Here is a 16,213-nt window from a genome sequence, read left to right on the forward strand (position 1 = left end):
AAATAAAGATTGACACATGAAATTTCACAAAGAAGGATATACCAGTTTAGCATTAGTTGTTCTATTTATATTCGTCATCAATGCCGTCGCAAATTATTATGATGCCAATCTGATCATTAAATGGCTCTTGTATTTAGTATCCGCCTTTTTATTCATCACTATTGTTCAGTTTTTTAGAAGTCCTACCAAAAAGATTCAGATAGACGAAAATGTTGTATTATGCCCCGCGGACGGAAAGGTCGTGGTCATTGAAGAAACAGAAGAAACGGAGTATTTTAATGACAGGCGAATCCAGGTTTCGATATTTATGTCCCCTATCAATGTACACGTGAACAGAAATCCAGTGTCGGGAGTAGTTTCTTTTTTCAAATACCATCCTGGTAAATTTCTAGTGGCCTGGCATCCCAAATCTTCCACAGAGAACGAGCGCACCACAGTTGTTGTAAAAAAAGCAAATGGAGTAGAAGTGCTCTTCCGCCAAATCGCAGGTGCTCTAGCCCGCCGGATCGTATGGTACGTAAAAGAGGGGCAATCGGCTAAACAGGGAGAGGAGTTTGGTTTTATCAAATTTGGGTCACGTGTAGACCTCTTTCTTCCATTAGGAACCAAAATCGATGTTGCTATCGGGGACAAGGTTGTAGGGGGTAAAACCGTTGTTGCTAGATTTTAATATTAAATTAACATGGATATCGCTATTTTTAGGGCTGTAACAGTCTAAGCTACTTTTTTAGATCTAATTTTTCTGAAAATGTTTGGACTCAATGGATATTGAGAACTTTAATATCTCTTGCTGAACCGATGAATCATGAAATTTTCGTTGCAATTTAAACATTGATTAACAAATTAAGGTCTTTTATGAATTTTAGGCTTCTCGTTTTTTACATCTCTTTGATAGTCTCTTTTTCTCTTTCGCTGGTAAGTATATACTATGAAAGAAGCTGGAATCATTTCTTCGTTCTATTTTCGGTATCTTTTGTCATTTCTTTCATTATACTCAATAATGTATTGAATCAATACATCAACAATAGAATCAGCAACATCTATAAACTGATTCGTAGTCTAAAACTAGGCAAGGACATGAAGGAAGTGCTAGCGGAGCACGCGAGTGAGGATCCAATAAAAGGAGCTGAACAAGAAGTAAGAGACTGGGCAAAACAAAAATCAACGGAAATCGATCAACTCAAAGCACAGGAAAAATTCAGGCGGGAATTCTTATCGAACATCTCTCATGAATTCAAAACACCTTTATTTGCTATACAAGGATATATAGAAACCTTGCAAGACGGAATGATAGCAGACGACCCCGACATGGCCTTAGTTTTCCTGGATAAAGCTGCAAAAAACATCGACCGCCTAACGTATTTAATTAATGATCTGGATGAAATTTCAAAATTAGAGTCCGGAAAGATATCGCTCAATATTCAAAAATTTGACATTGTTGAACTCATTAACGAAACCATAGATCATCTGATTGACAAGGCAAACAAACATAATATTAATATCCTTTTTAAAGCAAAACCTAACCAAGCCATACAAGTAAAAGGAGATCGCCTAAAAATCCAGCAGGTCCTAGTCAACCTGATTGACAACTCTCTAAAATATGGTAAAAATGGCGGTAAAACGACAGTCAGTATTTACCCTCTTCTAGATCAAATCCTAATTGAAGTTACAGACAATGGTTTTGGCATTGAGGAAAAAAATCTTCCTCGTGTTTTCGAGCGCTTCTTCCGTACAGACAAGAGTAGATCCCGTGACATTGGAGGATCTGGACTTGGATTATCCATTGTTAAACATATACTAGAGGCTCATCAACAAACGGTAAATGTGCGCAGCACAGAAGGAATAGGTACAACTTTCGGTTTTACTTTGTCCAAAGCAAAGAATATTTAATCACATCACATCGACAAAACTTAACATTAACTTAACATTAAGATTATACTTTTGCATCAAAATAAAAGTATTATGTCTTTAAATAGCATCTTTCAGTACTTTGTCCCAAAGGACAAAAAATTCTTTCCTCTGTTTGAACAAGCTGGAGCTAATCTAATCGAAATGGCTAAGCTTCTAAACATCTCGGTTAACAGTACGAATCTAGAAGAAAGAAAAGAGCTCTCTAAAAAACTCGAAGACCTCGAACATGTTGGAGATAACATCACCCATCAGATACATTTAGAACTCGGACGTAATTTTATCACCCCTTTCGATCGCGAAGATATACACGCACTAGCGAGCTCCTTAGATGATGTAGCTGACTTTATACACGGCGCTTCTAATAGAATGCAACTGTATAATGTAGAACAACCTACGCAACCGATGATCGAAATCACAGCGCTGATCTTAGAAGCAACAGAACATGTCGCAAAAGCCCTGTTTGAACTAAAAGACTTAAAAAATATCCGCAACATTACAGACTCTTGTGTACGCATCAACAGTGTTGAAAACAAAGCGGACTATATTTTTGACAAAGCTGTCGCAGACTTGTTTGAATACGAAAAAGATGCTATCTCTCTTATCAAACAAAAAGAAGTCTTATCTGCAATGGAAGATGCAACAGACAAATGCGAGGATGTAGCGAATGTCTTAGAGAGTATTCTTGTTAAAAATGCATAACTAAAACGCGCTGACTACACATAATTAATTTATTATGACCACTTTATTAGTTATTGTTATTGTACTGGCAATAGCCTTTGATTATATCAATGGTTTTCATGACGCAGCCAATTCAATCGCAACTGTTGTATCAACCAAAGTCCTAACCCCTTTTATGGCTGTATTGTGGGCCGCACTTTTTAATTTCGTCGCTTATTTTGTATTTACGGATCATAAAGTAGCAAACACGATTGCTAAAACTGTACTGGAAGAATATATCACATTGGAAGTAATATTCGCAGGATTAGTCGCTGCTATATCTTGGAATCTATTCACTTGGTACTATGGCATTCCGTCATCATCTTCACACACATTAATTGGTGGATTTGCGGGATCTGGAATGGCCTATGCGCTCTTTCTTGGTGCCAATCCGATCGAAGCTATAAATCTTAGTGCGACATTAAAGATTTTATCTTTTATCGTACTTGCACCCGTTATAGGTATGACTATCGCCATCATTATAACCCTTATAATCATCAATATTTGTAAAAAAACTCGGCCCAGCGTCGCAGAAAGATGGTTTAAATTTCTTCAATTGGTATCCTCTGCTGGATTGAGCTTTGCCCACGGAGGTAATGATGCTCAAAAAGTAATGGGGATCATCGCCACAGCTTTAATAGCTCAAGGTGTGATAGGTAGCTTTGAAGAAATGCCGGAATGGGTACCACTCGCCTGTTATGTTGCCATTGCTGCAGGAACAATGAGCGGTGGATGGAAAATAGTAAAAACCATGGGCACCAAGATCACTAAAGTGACGCCCCTAGAAGGAGTCAGTGCAGAAACTGCAGGCGCAGTCACTCTTGGGATCACAGAACATTTTGGTATTCCCGCTTCTACCACACATACCATCACAGGCGCTATTATTGGTGTTGGAGTTGTAAAAAGAGTCTCTGCAGTAAGGTGGGGGGTAACAATAAGCCTGTTATGGGCTTGGATCTTGACAATACCTGTCAGTGCTATATTGGGGGGGCTAACATTAGCTATAATACACTATATACTTTAAATAACAGACAAAATCCCAATCATTTTGAAAAGAACAAGTTAGTTAATATAGCTTTCACAGGACATTGTCTTTCTTTTTTATCGAAAGACAAACAAAATTGAGTTAAATATTTGCTATATCACAGACAAATAAGTAATTTTACCTATTATTTAACAGCAAAAGTGTGTAGAATCAATTTTTTTTAAAGATTTATTTTTTTGGCACCGTTATTGTTAAGTTATGTTAAAAATGAGAACAATTTAAAAATTTTAATAACCTTAAACAAAAGAGTATGAACTATTCTACAATTAAAAAAACAGCTGTTGCAGCTTCTTTAGTAGCCGCTTTAGGTTTTGCTGAAACTGCTCAAGCTCAAACTCCAACTGTATTTGGTGGTAGATCACAATACAGAACTTGGTCTATCGGAGTACAGGGTGGTATCACTACTCCTAACACTGTAATCGGTGGTAACAATGCTTTTGGACAAAAAGTTGGTTACTTCCAGAACAAAGTAGGAGAGTACTACGGCTTGACTATTCGTAAACAATTCTCTCACCTATTCGGCTTAGAGTTAGAAGGTAACCGTGGTAAAATCAAAACATACAACCACGAATTATCAGGTCCCGCTTCAGAAAATATCGGTGGTGCAAAATCAGTAGTAACTGATGTTAATTGGGCAGCAAGCTTAAATGGAGTTTTCCAATTAGGTACTATTGACTTTTTAAGAAGAGAAAATGCTGTTAATTTCTACGCCAAAGTAGGTATAGGAACATTTGCATACAACCCGGTTCAATACGCTAACAATGATTTTACTGGAACAGTTGTTTATGACAACAAAGGTAAAGTTGGAGAAGCGGTATTTGGTGACCGCGAGTTCAAAGGAGATAGAGACTACAGATTAGGAATGATTGTACCTGTTGGTGTTGGTGCTAAATTCAAATTATCTGAAGTTGTTGCATTGAACTTAGGTTATACGATGAACTTTACAGACGAAGCATCGTTATACGGGCCAAACAGACACGGAGATGCTAAACAACGTTTCTCTAATGTATACGGTGGCTTAGAGTTCACTTTAGGCTCAAGAGACAAACAAAACTTGACTTTTGCTAATCCTGCGGCTACAATGTACGATGAGTTAAGAGACCCATCTTTACGTAACGAAGTTGAAGCTTTAAAACAACGTGTTTCTTCGTTAGAAGGTACTGTTGATGCTTTAGGAAAAGATTCAGATGGTGATGGTGTTCCAGATAAATTTGACAAATGTCCTAACACTCCTGCTGGTACGGTAGTTGATGGTTCTGGATGTCCTATCAAATTCCCTGAGCCAGTAGTTACTAACAATGCTACAACAGGCGCTTACTATGCTCCTATTCAATTCGAATTTGACAGCTCTGTATTGAAAACAGAATCTTACTCTACATTAGATAAATTAGCTAAAGAAGTACGTGATAACAAGTCATCAGTTACTTTAGACGGGTACGCTTCTTCAGAAGGATCTGAATCGTACAACGTAAACTTATCTAAAGATCGTGCTAATGCAGTAAAACAATACTTAGTAAACGCTGGTGTATCTGCATCAAGCATCACTGCTAACGGTTACGGAGAAGCTAACCCAATTGCATCTAATGCTACTGAGTCTGGCCGCGTTCAAAACCGTCGTGTTGAGATCAAAAAATAATAATAATACGTAAAGTATAATTATTAAGTATAATAAAGCCGTCCCGTATATCGGGACGGCTTCATTTATTTTAAACCTTTTTATTTTTTTTTACTCTGTATGTTAATATGTGGAAAAGAATTTTGAATAGGTTTAGTTTAAAAAGTGTATTTTTCGATAAATAGATACGATATGGAAGAGGAATTTGAGTTTGGATCGCCGGAGGAGCAAAAGGAATCTGTAAATCGTTACGAAGAAATGATTCGGAATGACGATCAATATTTCTTTGACTCAGCTGCTTTTGATAGTATTATAGACTATTACACTGAGAAGAATGACCCATTGAAGGCTCTACAGGTTATAGAGTTCGCAAGTAATCAGCATCCTTTTGAGACCTCATTTATCTTAAAAAAAGCCCAGCTTTTGGCTTCGGTGCAGCAATATGAAAAGGCACTAGAAGCACTTCTCAAAGCAGAGTTACTCGAGCCCTCTGATGGAGACATTCAGCTCGTGAGAGGATCTATTTTGGCTTCAACAGGCAAATATCATGAAGCTGAACAAGCTATGTTCAACGCTTTAAATAATGTCGAAAACAAAGAAGATGTATATTATCAGCTTGCAGGACTATATCAAATACAAGGAGCCTATGAAAAAGCTGTTCATTACCTCAAAAAGACACTCGAAGTTAATCTAGAGAATCCTGACGCACTGTACGAACTCGCATTTTGCTATGATATCCTTGATAGACAAGATGAAAGTATCATGTTCTATAACCAATTCATAGATAGAGATCCTTATTCATTCATTGCATGGTATAACCTAGGCAATGCCTATCACAAGATGTCTAGATTTGAAGAGGCCATCGATGCATACGACTATTCTATTTTGATAAAGGAAAACTTCGCTTCGGCTTATTTTAACAAAGGCAACGCACTAGTTAATCTAGACAAATACTCGGAAGCAATCTTGGTATACAAACAGACTTTTGAGTATGAACCACCCAACGCCGACACCTATTGTGCAATAGGAGAATGTTATGAAAAATTAGAACAAATGGATACGGCAAGGGACTACTATAAAAAAGCGGTAAAACTTGACAGTAATCTATCCGATGCTTGGTTTGGCATAGGTGTTACTTTAGATTTTGAAGAACGTTATTTCGAATCCTTACATTTCTATAAAAAAGCTTTAGAACTCGAAGACGATAATCCCGATTATTGGTTCGCTATAGCTGATGCGAGGTATAAACTTGGACAAGTCGAAGAGTCTGAAAAAGCATATGCTAGGGTAGTAGAACTAAATCCGACGGATATTGATGCTTGGCTTGATTTTTCATCCATTTATTTTGAGCAAAAGAAATTCGTAGAGGCCATTGAGACGATGTCAGAAGCAATAAAGTGTAATCCAGATACAGCCGAGCTCTATTACAGACTTGTAGCTTATCTATTTGCAAATGGTCAATATAATGAAGCATTAAACTTCTTAGAACTTGCATTGGCTTTCGGTCCAGAAAAACACAACATCCTATTTGACTATTTACCCCAATTACAGGGAAATCAAATCATTTCAGAAATAATCAAAAAATATACGTCCAACTCATGATAAAATTAGGGTTAATTGGGTTTCCTTTAAGCCATTCATTCTCCAAAAATTACTATTTAACTAAATTTGAAACAGAGAATATCACGGACGTAAACTACGATTTATATGCCATCGAAGATATCCACATGTTTCCGAGCTTATTTTTAAACGACGAAAAATTTAAAGGCTTTAATGTAACAATTCCTTATAAGCAATCCGTAATAGGCTTTCTTGATGAACTATCTATTGAAGCTAAAGAAATTGGCGCGGTAAACTGTATAACTGTACAACGTGAAGATAAAGAAATCCATTTAAAAGGCTACAACACCGATGCTTTTGGCTTCGAAAAGTCTTTGACACCTCTTCTTAAAAAAGATCACAAACGAGCACTTATCCTTGGAAACGGAGGGGCTGCTAAAGCGGTTTTATACACCTGCAATAAATTGGGAATCCCTTATTCAATTGTGAGCAGAACCGCTTTCAGCGGAGACCTCACCTACAAAGACCTCAATAAAGAAATAATTGACAACCACACCATAATCGTTAACTGCTCTCCTGTAGGGACGTCTCCTACGGTAGATCAATGCCCAGAAATCCCATATGATTATATAACAAACAAGCACCTGCTCTACGATCTAATATATAACCCCCAAGAAACGCTATTCCTGAAAAAAGGAAAATCTAAAAGCGCAACCATAAAAAATGGCTATGAGATGCTCCTTCTACAAGCGGATAAAAACTGGGAAATCTGGAAAGAGAATTTCTAATGAGACGCAACCTTCTAATCCTAATCTTACTTGTCATAAATGTAACCGCATGTACGAACCAAGATTATAGTCCGAAACCAAGAGGCTTTCATCGCATTTTGTTCCCAGAAAAAAGGTATATACAAACCGAAACAGGCTGTCCTTTCCGTTTTGAAATCCCTAATTACAGCCAACTTCAAACAGACAAAAGCAACAATGCTGAACCTTGTTGGAAAAACTTGGATTTTCCCCAATTCAATGCTAGATTACATATCAGTTATTTCAAAATAGGCTTGAATTCGACCTTAGAACAGCTCAGAGAAGACGCCCGAACATTCGCATTTAAACATACTGCCATAGCAAGCTCCATCACCCAAAAAGAGATCCGACAGCCAGAAAACAATGTATACGGTCTGGAATATCACATACAAGGCAATACTGCATCAAACTATCAATTCTTCCTATCCGACAACTCTAAACACTATCTACGTGGGGCACTATACTTCAACGAGAAGCCTCATTTGGACTCTATACAACCCGTTTTAGACTTCATAGAAAAAGATATTTCACACCTAATTATGACGACAAAGTGGTTTTAAAATGTTTTTGTCCAGAGACATTCGTGAATTATACTCTTTTTTGGCTAAGTTTGAAATATGATCACAGTAGAAACTCTCACGTTTAATCCATATCAAGAGAATACGTATCTTCTCTATGATGATAAAAAAAACTGTATAATAATTGATCCTGGCATGCATGATTACCAAGAGGAACAGGCATTGAAATCATTTATAGAAACGAACGACTTAAGACCGCAAATCCTATTGAACACGCATTGTCATATTGATCATGTTTTAGGTAATCATTTTGTTCATGAAATATGGGGACTTAAACCATTATTCCATGAAGGTGAAATACCTGTATTAATTGCGGTCCAAAACTATGCCCCACAAATGGGATTTCGATACGAACCTTCACCAATTCCCGAGAGCTTTTTGGTAGACAGACAGCAAATTGAACTTGGAGAAATCACACTTAAGTGCATACTTGCCCCAGGACACTCTCCGGCTCATCTCTGCTTCTACTCTCCACAACAAGATTTCTTAATAGGTGGGGACGTACTGTTTAGAAATAGTATAGGCCGTACTGATCTACCTGGAGGAAATCATGATGTATTGCTCAACTCTATAAAAAACAGGATATATACCTTACCAGAAAATACAACCGTTTATCCAGGACATGGACCTAGCACGACTATCGCTTTTGAAAAAGAAACCAACCCCTTTATACGTGAATGATAAAAATGAGAATACCGCTACTATTTGCCTGCAGATATCTCTTTTCGAAGAAGTCCGTCAATGCGATAAATATTATCTCAATAATAAGTATCGTAGGGGTATTCGTTAGTACTGCCGCTCTTGTAATTGTTCTTTCCTTTTACAACGGCATGGAAAAATTTATCTTATCTATGTACAGTAGCTCTACGCCTGATTTACGCATAGAACCAAAACGAGGAAAGACTTTCTCAGGTAAAACAACCGTATTCAAAGACATAGAATCTTCTCCCGATATCAAAAATTATGTTGAACTACTTGAAGACAAAATTCTCATACAATACGATCATCAACAATTTGTTGGACAGTTAAAAGGTGTCCCCCCCTCTACTCTAGATCTCCAAAACGAACAAGAAATCTTACATTCTGGTAAATTTTCTATAGAATCGAACTCAACTAGCTATGCGCTAATCGGCGCTCAGATTCAATCCAACTTACAAATCCCCCTAACGGGATTTTATAATCAGATTGAACTATATTTCCCAAGAAAAGCAGCCTCAGTGAACAATTTAAATCCTTTAGAAGACTTTAATATCAGAAACATTGCAGTAAATGGAGTATTGTCCTATCAACCAGAGTTCGATAACATTGTCTTAGTACCTATGGACTTCGCCAGAGATATTTTAGGAGAACCGGAACAAATATCCGGCATTGAAATCTATTTAAATGACATAGATAAAACCACAAAAATTCAAAAGGATCTTGAACACAAATTACGTCATGATTTTCTAATAAAAAATAGAGAACAACAAAATCCTACATTATACAAAACGGTTAAATCTGAAAAATGGATTGTCTTCTTCATCTTGACATTTATTGGTATCATCGCCATATTCAACATTATTGCATCACTCACTATGCTGGTTATTGACAAAAAAGAAGACATGAAAATCCTTCAGCATCTCGGAGCAAAAAAGTCTATGGTTGAGCGTATCTTCTTTTTAGAAGGGGTTTTGATTGCTCTTATCGGAAGCATATTAGGCATCATTATTGGTTATATCTTTTGCAAGCTACAGCAAAGCTTCGGATTTATCCGTACAGGAGAAATGGAAGGATCTTTGATAGATATTTACCCTATCGATATCAGGCTACAAGATTTTTTGGTGGTATTTATGACAGTTTTTATTCTCTCAACATGTGTTTCTTATTTCGCATCCAAACTAAGCGTTAAGGAGATAGGACGTATTACTGATATCAAAAATGCCGAATAATCTAATATTTTAAATTTTTCCTGCTAAAGTCTCCTCGTTGTATCTGATTAATAAGTTGGGCCCAACCAAATGGATTTAAAAGTGGATTTGCATATCTTTGATTGATATTCTTATTCGTCATATTAATATGTCGCTGAGTTGAATTAAAATTCTGTATCTCATCAGCATTTCTAGGCACAATACGTGCTAGGGCTGCCATAGCTTCTGGACTCAGATTACTACGGGCTGATGCAACAGGGTCATACCCTTCTTTCATACCCATAAAATCCGCTAAATAATCTTCATAACTAGCCCAAGGGAAAGGGGTCACAGCAGGTAATTCTATTACCAGACTACGCATCTGTATATGTGCAGTAAATTTGTCATCAGGTACTGTTGGAATAACGTAAGTCAAAGGATCATACCCTACACTTGAAAACTGTATGGTATCACCGCTATGCGCTACAAACGAGAAATAGCCATCGTTATTAGAAATAAACGTCTGATTATTAAAGGATGTATTCTTAATAGTAACATAAGCAACTGGGAGCTCTGATCCAATTGAAGAAATCAATCCGCTGAATTGCAATATACTCTTACTTTGTGTATATCCTAATTGTATACTACAAGCAAAACATAAAACTAATAGATATCTTATATACTGTTGCATTCTAACAAAAATAGTTAAACACAAAATGGCTTCTTGTTAAAAATGTGTTAAGTATAAAAATAATTTCGCTATAATTGGCTGGGTGTTGTTGCGTTAGGATCATCCATATCTGTGATATTTATTGCCTCTACAGCAACAATCTCAGGTACTGCTTTTTTAACCGCTTGTTCTAATCCTGCTTTAAACGTCATGATACTCATAGAACAACTTGCACAAGCTCCCAACAGCCTCAATCGAACGATATTATCGCTGGTAATTTCCTCAATACTAACATTTCCTCCATCTGTTTCAAGATAGGGCCTCAATGTGTCCAATGCTTGTTCGACTCTTTCTCTTAAGGTCATTTTATAAATACTTTCTTTCCTATGGAGTAAAGATAAACAAATATTTGCTTATTGTGAAATCCTCAATTGTTTTATAGCAAGATCGTGACAGCCTATACAACAAGGGTTAAAGTTTGTTAAAGGCACTTAGCGATTCCACTAACTCAATTAAAATCAATTAAATTGCACACCGAAATTTAATTGAATATTATCTTTAATTGACGTATCTTTGTACAATGTTTTTAAATAGACGCACAGGAGTTATAATTGCCTTTTTATTGGCCACATATTTTTTCACCGGTTGTAAAAGTAAGTTCGAAAAACTGAAAAGCAGCAATAATATAGCCATGAAATATCAGGAGGCTGTAAAATTTTATGAAAAGGGCAAATACTCAAAAGCTTTAATTCTATTTGATGACTTAGCGGAAAAGTACCGTGGCCGTGCAGAAGCTGAGGATCTTTTCTATCTTCGTGCTAACGCAACTTATCGCCTTAAGGACTATACATCCGCTCGGTATCATTTCAAAAGTTTTGCTACTATCTATCCTAGTAGTTCACGAGCTGAAGAGTGTAGATATATGGCAGCATATTGTTACTATATCGAATCCCCTAGGTCTAATTTAGACCAAGAAAACACCCGTAAAGCAATCGATGAGTTACAGCTTTTTGTAAACTACTATCCAGAATCGGATCGCGCAAAAGAAGCTGGAGAGCTTATTCAGAACCTCAGAGAGAAACTAGAGAAGAAAGCGTTTGACAATGCTAAACTTTACTATAACATGGGGTTGTCGGATGACTATCGTGCAGCGGTAATTGCACTAGAAAATGTTTTGAAAGATTATCCTGACACACGTTTTGCTGAGGAAATCGAATATTTGATTGTAAAAGCGCAATATCTATTTGCAGATAACAGTTATCCGAATAGACAAGAGAAGCGCTTTAATGATGCCATTGATTATTACGAAACATTTGTAGAACACTATCCAACAAGTAAGTATAGGGGAGAATTAGACGGTTTAAAGTCTAGTGCTGATAAAAAAATTGTCTTTGCTATTCGTAAAATGAACGAGATCAATAAACAAATAGAAGATCAAAACAAAGAACTTGGAATAATAGAGGTAAACAAAGAAGCTAACGCTAGGGAAGTTAAGAAATAGAATATTTACATATATACCAACAAATATGAGTCAAGCAAAAAACAGCGCTGTTCCAAACTCTACTATCACCAGAGATTTAAGAGAATTGGATAAAGCTACCGACAATCTGTACGAATCTATAGTTGTAATTAGCAAAAGAGCGAACCAAATTGGTGTAGAGATAAAGGAGGAGTTGAATTCCAAATTGGCAGAATTTGCTAGTAATAATGATAATTTGGAAGAGGTTTTTGAAAATCGGGAGCAAATAGAGATTTCCAAGCATTATGAACGTATGCCAAAAGCAACTCTTGTTGCAATTGATGAATTTCTAAACGACAAAGTTTATTTTAGAAATCCTTCAAAAGAGCAAGATTAATCGTATTGAAAAAATGTCTTCTCTAAAAGACAAAAATATAGTACTTGGTGTATGCGGCAGTATAGCCGCATACAAAATTGCCTATTTATTACGGTTACTAATCAAAGAGGAGGCCAATGTTCAAGTCTTAATGACTAAAGAGGCAACTCAATTTATCACTCCCCTAACACTATCTACGCTTTCAAAAAAACCTGTACTCGTCGAGTATTACGACAAAAACACAGGTTCATGGAATAATCATGTACAATTGGGCCTAGATGCTGACCTAATGATTATTGCCCCAGCCTCGGCCAATACAATAGCAAAATTTGCAAACGGAATTTGTGACAATCTGTTAACAGCAACATACCTTTCTTCTAAATGCCCTGTCTATTTAGCACCAGCAATGGATTTAGACATGTGGAAACATCCAGCAACGCAATTCAATATCTCACTCATTCAGTCCTATGGGAATATTATAATTCCTCCAAGAAATGGAGAGCTTGCTAGCGGATTGGTCGGTGAAGGCCGTCTAGCTGAACCCGAAGAAATCATACAATTCTTGCTTTCGAATTTAGAAGATAATTTGCCTTTAAAAGGAAAAACGGCATTAGTAACAGCAGGGCCAACTTATGAGTCAATAGACCCCGTTCGCTTTATCGGAAATCACTCATCAGGAAAAATGGGTTATGCTCTAGCTATTCGTCTGAAGGAACTCGGAGCAAAAGTAACGCTTATATCCGGACCTACAGCACTACCGGCGCCTACAGGAATTAAAACTATTAATATACAATCCGCTCAACAAATGCTTGAAGCAAGTAGCTCAGAATTTGTAACAGCAGATATAATTGTCATGAGCGCCGCTGTTGCAGACTATACTCCCATAGACATTGCGCATCAAAAAATAAAGAAAAAAGAAGAAGAATTCTCAATTCAACTCAAGAAAACAACAGATATCCTCGCTTTCTTAGGTGAACATAAACAGCCCCAGCAAACTTTAGTCGGCTTCGCTTTAGAGACAAACAATGAACTAGAACATGCAAAAGAAAAGCTAGAACGTAAAAACCTAGATTTTATTGTTCTAAATTCCTTGGTAGACAAAGGGGCTGGATTTGGAACTGACACAAATAAAGTCACAATTGTTTCCAAAACAGGAGAAATAGAAGAGTTTAAGCTAAAGAGTAAAGTTGAAGTAGCTAATGATATATGCGAACTAATACTTCAGCATCAAAATAAGGCGTATTCAACTCTTTGAGATATATTAAAGATTTGCAATGCGAACTTCTTTAGGGTAGTAGTTATTAATACGATTTGGCATCGCTTTAATCCATCCTAAATCCATTCCTTCATAACGTACAATAATCCAACCGCTCAACTCCTTCTTATTGACCAAAGGCGACAAACTTTCTTTACGAAGATAGGTCAACATTTCCTCTAAATCCAGATCCAGAAACGGAATGTCCTTGTGAATTCGATTACTCAAAGCAAGATCGTGACTTGGAATCAGGTCTTTGCCAACCACTCGTCCGATTTCTGTGCCAGCATTTTTCAGATAAAGCACTTTCTGTAAAGCTGTTAAATCCTGCTCATATACTTTCGGAAAAATATGTAATAAGTCATGATAAAGAAAGGAATAAAGACCTTCCATATTAGCCCATCCTTGTGCTAGAGATTGTGTTGCCACATTCTTCTCCATCTTTACTTTCTTAAGAGAAAAACTCGGCACATCTCCCTTACGCTTGAGAATTGCACAGAAAAATCCCTCCCCTGCTACCTTATGTGGATAGAAACGATATGAGGTTGCTTCGTGTTTATCTGACTTTCCAACTTCTATACCCCAGGAGGAGTTAACCGATACTGATATCGACTCAAGATTGAATGTATCTATCATCCAATCGACGATATCCTCATTCTCTTCTTTTGAATAAGAGCAAGTCGAATAAAAAATAATTCCACCAGTCCTTACAGTCGCTATACTATCCGCTATAATGCGCTTTTGTCTTTCGCTACATAACTTGACATTGGCCATCGACCATTCATCCATAGCACCATGGTCTTTATGAAACATACCTGAACCTGAGCAAGGGGCATCAATAACAGCAAAATCAAAATATCCAGGTAAACGAGAGAAAGAACTGGGATCATTATTGGAAACAATCACGTTCGCATTTCCCCACTTCACCAGATTATCGCGTAGTATAGAAGCCCTACTTTTAATTATTTCGTTTGCGACCAACAAACTGTCTTTGTGTAACGTAGAATTCAACAAGGTAGCCTTACCTCCTGGAGCCGAACATAAATCCAATGCGCGTATAGGCTCGATATTCAGTTTAAGCTCACGAATAACAAAATCAAGAAACATTGAGCTCGCTTCCTGAGAATAATAACATCCAGCATGAAACAAAGGATCCAATGTAAAAATAGGTCTTTTATTAAGGTAAAAACCACCTTCACACCAAGGTATCTCTCGATCAATATCTAGCAGAGACAAATCAAACTTCTTCCCTGGATTAATACGTATAGAGGATGTTTTTTGTTCTTTATCATGAATGCTAACAAAAGCATTATAATCAAAATGGGGATCTCCTTGGAGATGTCTAACTAAATCTGGTGGGAGTTTATTACTCATGCACAAAAATAAAAAGTCAAAACTAAAAGTCAAAACTAAAATGAAATCCAGCCTAATAGTCGTATCTTTGACTATTCTAAATGCTCTTACTTCTATGAAGAATTTCAAGAAATACTACATCATTCCGACTACTCCAGAAGATATTTATCGTGCGTTGACTACAGATATCACTATTCGCTTATGGACAGGAGACCTAGTTGAAATAGATGCTCGTGAAGGCGGACAATTTTCGTTTTGGGATGGAGGTATTACGGGACATTTCATCGAACTAGAACCTTTTAAAAAAATTGTACAGCAATGGTACTTCGGAGAACAGGAAGAGCCCTCTATCGTCACAATAAAACTCCACGAACACAAAAAAGGCACCTCGTTTGAAGTCAACCATATTAATATTCCTGATGAAGACTATGAGGACATTGTTGATGGTTGGGATCAAGAATATGTAGGTAGCCTTATCGACTTCTATACAGAAGAATAGAGTTACATTTTTTCCAGCTTAAACCCTTTATTACTCGAATTAGCTATAACGAGTCCTTAATGAGGCCCCTTCCTCTTATACGACCGATAAAATCATCTCTCATCTTTCCTTTTAGGCTGCATTTACTTCTTATATAGGTATTTCTTACGAAAGTTCCACAGTTTATAAGCTATCCATTAGAAAATATGTTCAGAATAGGTCTCCGGACAGCATTCTGACGAAGGAGTTTTGAGCTACATTCATACAGTAAAAGCCCATAGGGCTTAGCTAGGGCCTTCGTAAACAGTCCGCAGGCTGGCGGATACCCTTCCACCTATTACTGCGATAGTATAGATTGAGAAAAGTACGCACAAAACAAAAGCCCCTCCAGTTTCCTGAAGGGGCTTCGTATTAAAAAAGGCACCGACCTACTCTCCCACCTGTTACGGCAATACCATCGGCTCTGGCGGGCTTGACTTCTCTGTTCGGAATGGGAAGAGGTAG

17 protein-coding genes and 1 rRNA gene are annotated in these 16,213 nt (G+C 37.1%); 14 read left to right on the forward strand and 4 right to left on the reverse strand.

The features are described from left to right. Positions 1 to 16 precede the first annotated feature (16 nt). The 10 genes from JKG61_RS17415 to JKG61_RS17460 all read left to right on the forward strand — a co-directional run bounded on the left by JKG61_RS17415 (position 17) and on the right by JKG61_RS17460 (position 10,160). Positions 17 to 670, forward strand: a complete 654-nt coding sequence (locus tag JKG61_RS17415; protein WP_202104221.1) for a phosphatidylserine decarboxylase family protein — start codon at positions 17 to 19, stop codon at positions 668 to 670. Positions 671 to 855: 185 nt separating this feature from the next. Next, positions 856 to 1,890 carry a sensor histidine kinase gene (locus tag JKG61_RS17420; protein ID WP_202104222.1) on the forward strand — a complete coding sequence of 345 codons (1,035 nt, stop codon included), beginning with the start codon at positions 856 to 858 and terminating at the stop codon, positions 1,888 to 1,890. Between the two features lie 72 nt (positions 1,891 to 1,962). Further along, positions 1,963 to 2,610, forward strand: coding sequence for a DUF47 domain-containing protein (locus JKG61_RS17425; RefSeq protein ID WP_133586525.1), 648 nt, complete (start codon positions 1,963 to 1,965; stop codon positions 2,608 to 2,610). Positions 2,611 to 2,641: 31 nt separating this feature from the next. Next, positions 2,642 to 3,652 (forward strand): inorganic phosphate transporter, encoded by a 1,011-nt coding sequence (locus JKG61_RS17430; protein WP_202104250.1) that lies wholly within the window; start codon positions 2,642 to 2,644, stop codon positions 3,650 to 3,652. A 271-nt stretch (positions 3,653 to 3,923) separates the two neighbouring features. Further along, the gene (locus JKG61_RS17435; RefSeq protein ID WP_202104223.1) at positions 3,924 to 5,309 is read left to right on the forward strand and encodes an OmpA family protein; all 1,386 of its coding nucleotides are present in this window, start codon (positions 3,924 to 3,926) and stop codon (positions 5,307 to 5,309) included. Between the two features lie 171 nt (positions 5,310 to 5,480). Then, on the forward strand, positions 5,481 to 6,890 hold the full coding sequence (locus JKG61_RS17440) for a tetratricopeptide repeat protein (protein ID WP_202104224.1): 1,410 nt from the start codon (positions 5,481 to 5,483) through the stop codon (positions 6,888 to 6,890). Further along, complete coding sequence (locus JKG61_RS17445) at positions 6,887 to 7,636, forward strand: shikimate dehydrogenase family protein (RefSeq protein ID WP_202104225.1); 750 nt, start codon at positions 6,887 to 6,889, stop codon at positions 7,634 to 7,636. The genes JKG61_RS17440 and JKG61_RS17445 overlap by 4 nt, the downstream gene beginning before the upstream one ends. Then, a complete protein-coding gene (gene gldD / locus JKG61_RS17450) occupies positions 7,636 to 8,214 on the forward strand; it encodes a gliding motility lipoprotein GldD (protein ID WP_202104226.1) in 579 nt (192 codons plus the stop codon). The genes JKG61_RS17445 and gldD overlap by 1 nt, the downstream gene beginning before the upstream one ends. A 57-nt stretch (positions 8,215 to 8,271) precedes the next feature. Further along, positions 8,272 to 8,913 carry an MBL fold metallo-hydrolase gene (locus JKG61_RS17455; protein ID WP_202104227.1) on the forward strand — a complete coding sequence of 214 codons (642 nt, stop codon included), beginning with the start codon at positions 8,272 to 8,274 and terminating at the stop codon, positions 8,911 to 8,913. 5 nt (positions 8,914 to 8,918) lie between these two features. Continuing rightward, positions 8,919 to 10,160: an FtsX-like permease family protein gene (locus JKG61_RS17460; protein ID WP_202104228.1), complete on the forward strand. Its 1,242-nt coding sequence runs from the start codon at positions 8,919 to 8,921 to the stop codon at positions 10,158 to 10,160. A 1-nt stretch (position 10,161) separates the two neighbouring features. Here JKG61_RS17460 and JKG61_RS17465 read toward each other — a convergent pair whose 3' ends face one another. After that, the gene (locus tag JKG61_RS17465) at positions 10,162 to 10,809 is read right to left on the reverse strand and encodes a carboxypeptidase-like regulatory domain-containing protein (RefSeq protein ID WP_202104229.1); all 648 of its coding nucleotides are present in this window, start codon (positions 10,807 to 10,809) and stop codon (positions 10,162 to 10,164) included. Between the two features lie 68 nt (positions 10,810 to 10,877). Further along, complete coding sequence (locus tag JKG61_RS17470; RefSeq protein WP_202104230.1) at positions 10,878 to 11,153, reverse strand: NifU family protein; 276 nt, start codon at positions 11,151 to 11,153, stop codon at positions 10,878 to 10,880. A 215-nt stretch (positions 11,154 to 11,368) separates the two neighbouring features. Between JKG61_RS17470 and JKG61_RS17475 the strand changes: the two genes are divergently transcribed. The 3 genes from JKG61_RS17475 to coaBC are packed head-to-tail and all read left to right on the forward strand — an operon-like array spanning position 11,369 to position 13,878. After that, a complete protein-coding gene (locus JKG61_RS17475; RefSeq protein ID WP_202104231.1) occupies positions 11,369 to 12,289 on the forward strand; it encodes an outer membrane protein assembly factor BamD in 921 nt (306 codons plus the stop codon). 25 nt (positions 12,290 to 12,314) lie between these two features. Continuing rightward, on the forward strand, positions 12,315 to 12,644 hold the full coding sequence (locus JKG61_RS17480; protein ID WP_202104232.1) for a DNA-directed RNA polymerase subunit omega: 330 nt from the start codon (positions 12,315 to 12,317) through the stop codon (positions 12,642 to 12,644). A 13-nt stretch (positions 12,645 to 12,657) separates the two neighbouring features. Then, a complete protein-coding gene (gene coaBC / locus JKG61_RS17485; protein ID WP_202104233.1) occupies positions 12,658 to 13,878 on the forward strand; it encodes a bifunctional phosphopantothenoylcysteine decarboxylase/phosphopantothenate--cysteine ligase CoaBC in 1,221 nt (406 codons plus the stop codon). Positions 13,879 to 13,884: 6 nt separating this feature from the next. Here the strand turns inward: coaBC and JKG61_RS17490 are convergent, their stop codons facing one another. Further along, entirely contained in the window at positions 13,885 to 15,252 is a 1,368-nt protein-coding gene (locus JKG61_RS17490; RefSeq protein WP_202104234.1) for a methyltransferase RsmF C-terminal domain-like protein, read from the reverse strand. Between the two features lie 94 nt (positions 15,253 to 15,346). On the opposite strand from JKG61_RS17490, the gene JKG61_RS17495 reads away from it, so the two are divergent. Beyond that, positions 15,347 to 15,730 carry an SRPBCC domain-containing protein gene (locus tag JKG61_RS17495; RefSeq protein ID WP_202104235.1) on the forward strand — a complete coding sequence of 128 codons (384 nt, stop codon included), beginning with the start codon at positions 15,347 to 15,349 and terminating at the stop codon, positions 15,728 to 15,730. 394 nt (positions 15,731 to 16,124) lie between these two features. Here JKG61_RS17495 and rrf read toward each other — a convergent pair. Further along, positions 16,125 to 16,213 (reverse strand): 5S ribosomal RNA (gene rrf, locus JKG61_RS17500); the annotation flags it as partial.

The sequence above is a fragment of the Sphingobacterium faecale genome, from assembly GCF_016746095.1.
Taxonomy (GTDB): domain Bacteria; phylum Bacteroidota; class Bacteroidia; order Sphingobacteriales; family Sphingobacteriaceae; genus Sphingobacterium; species Sphingobacterium faecale.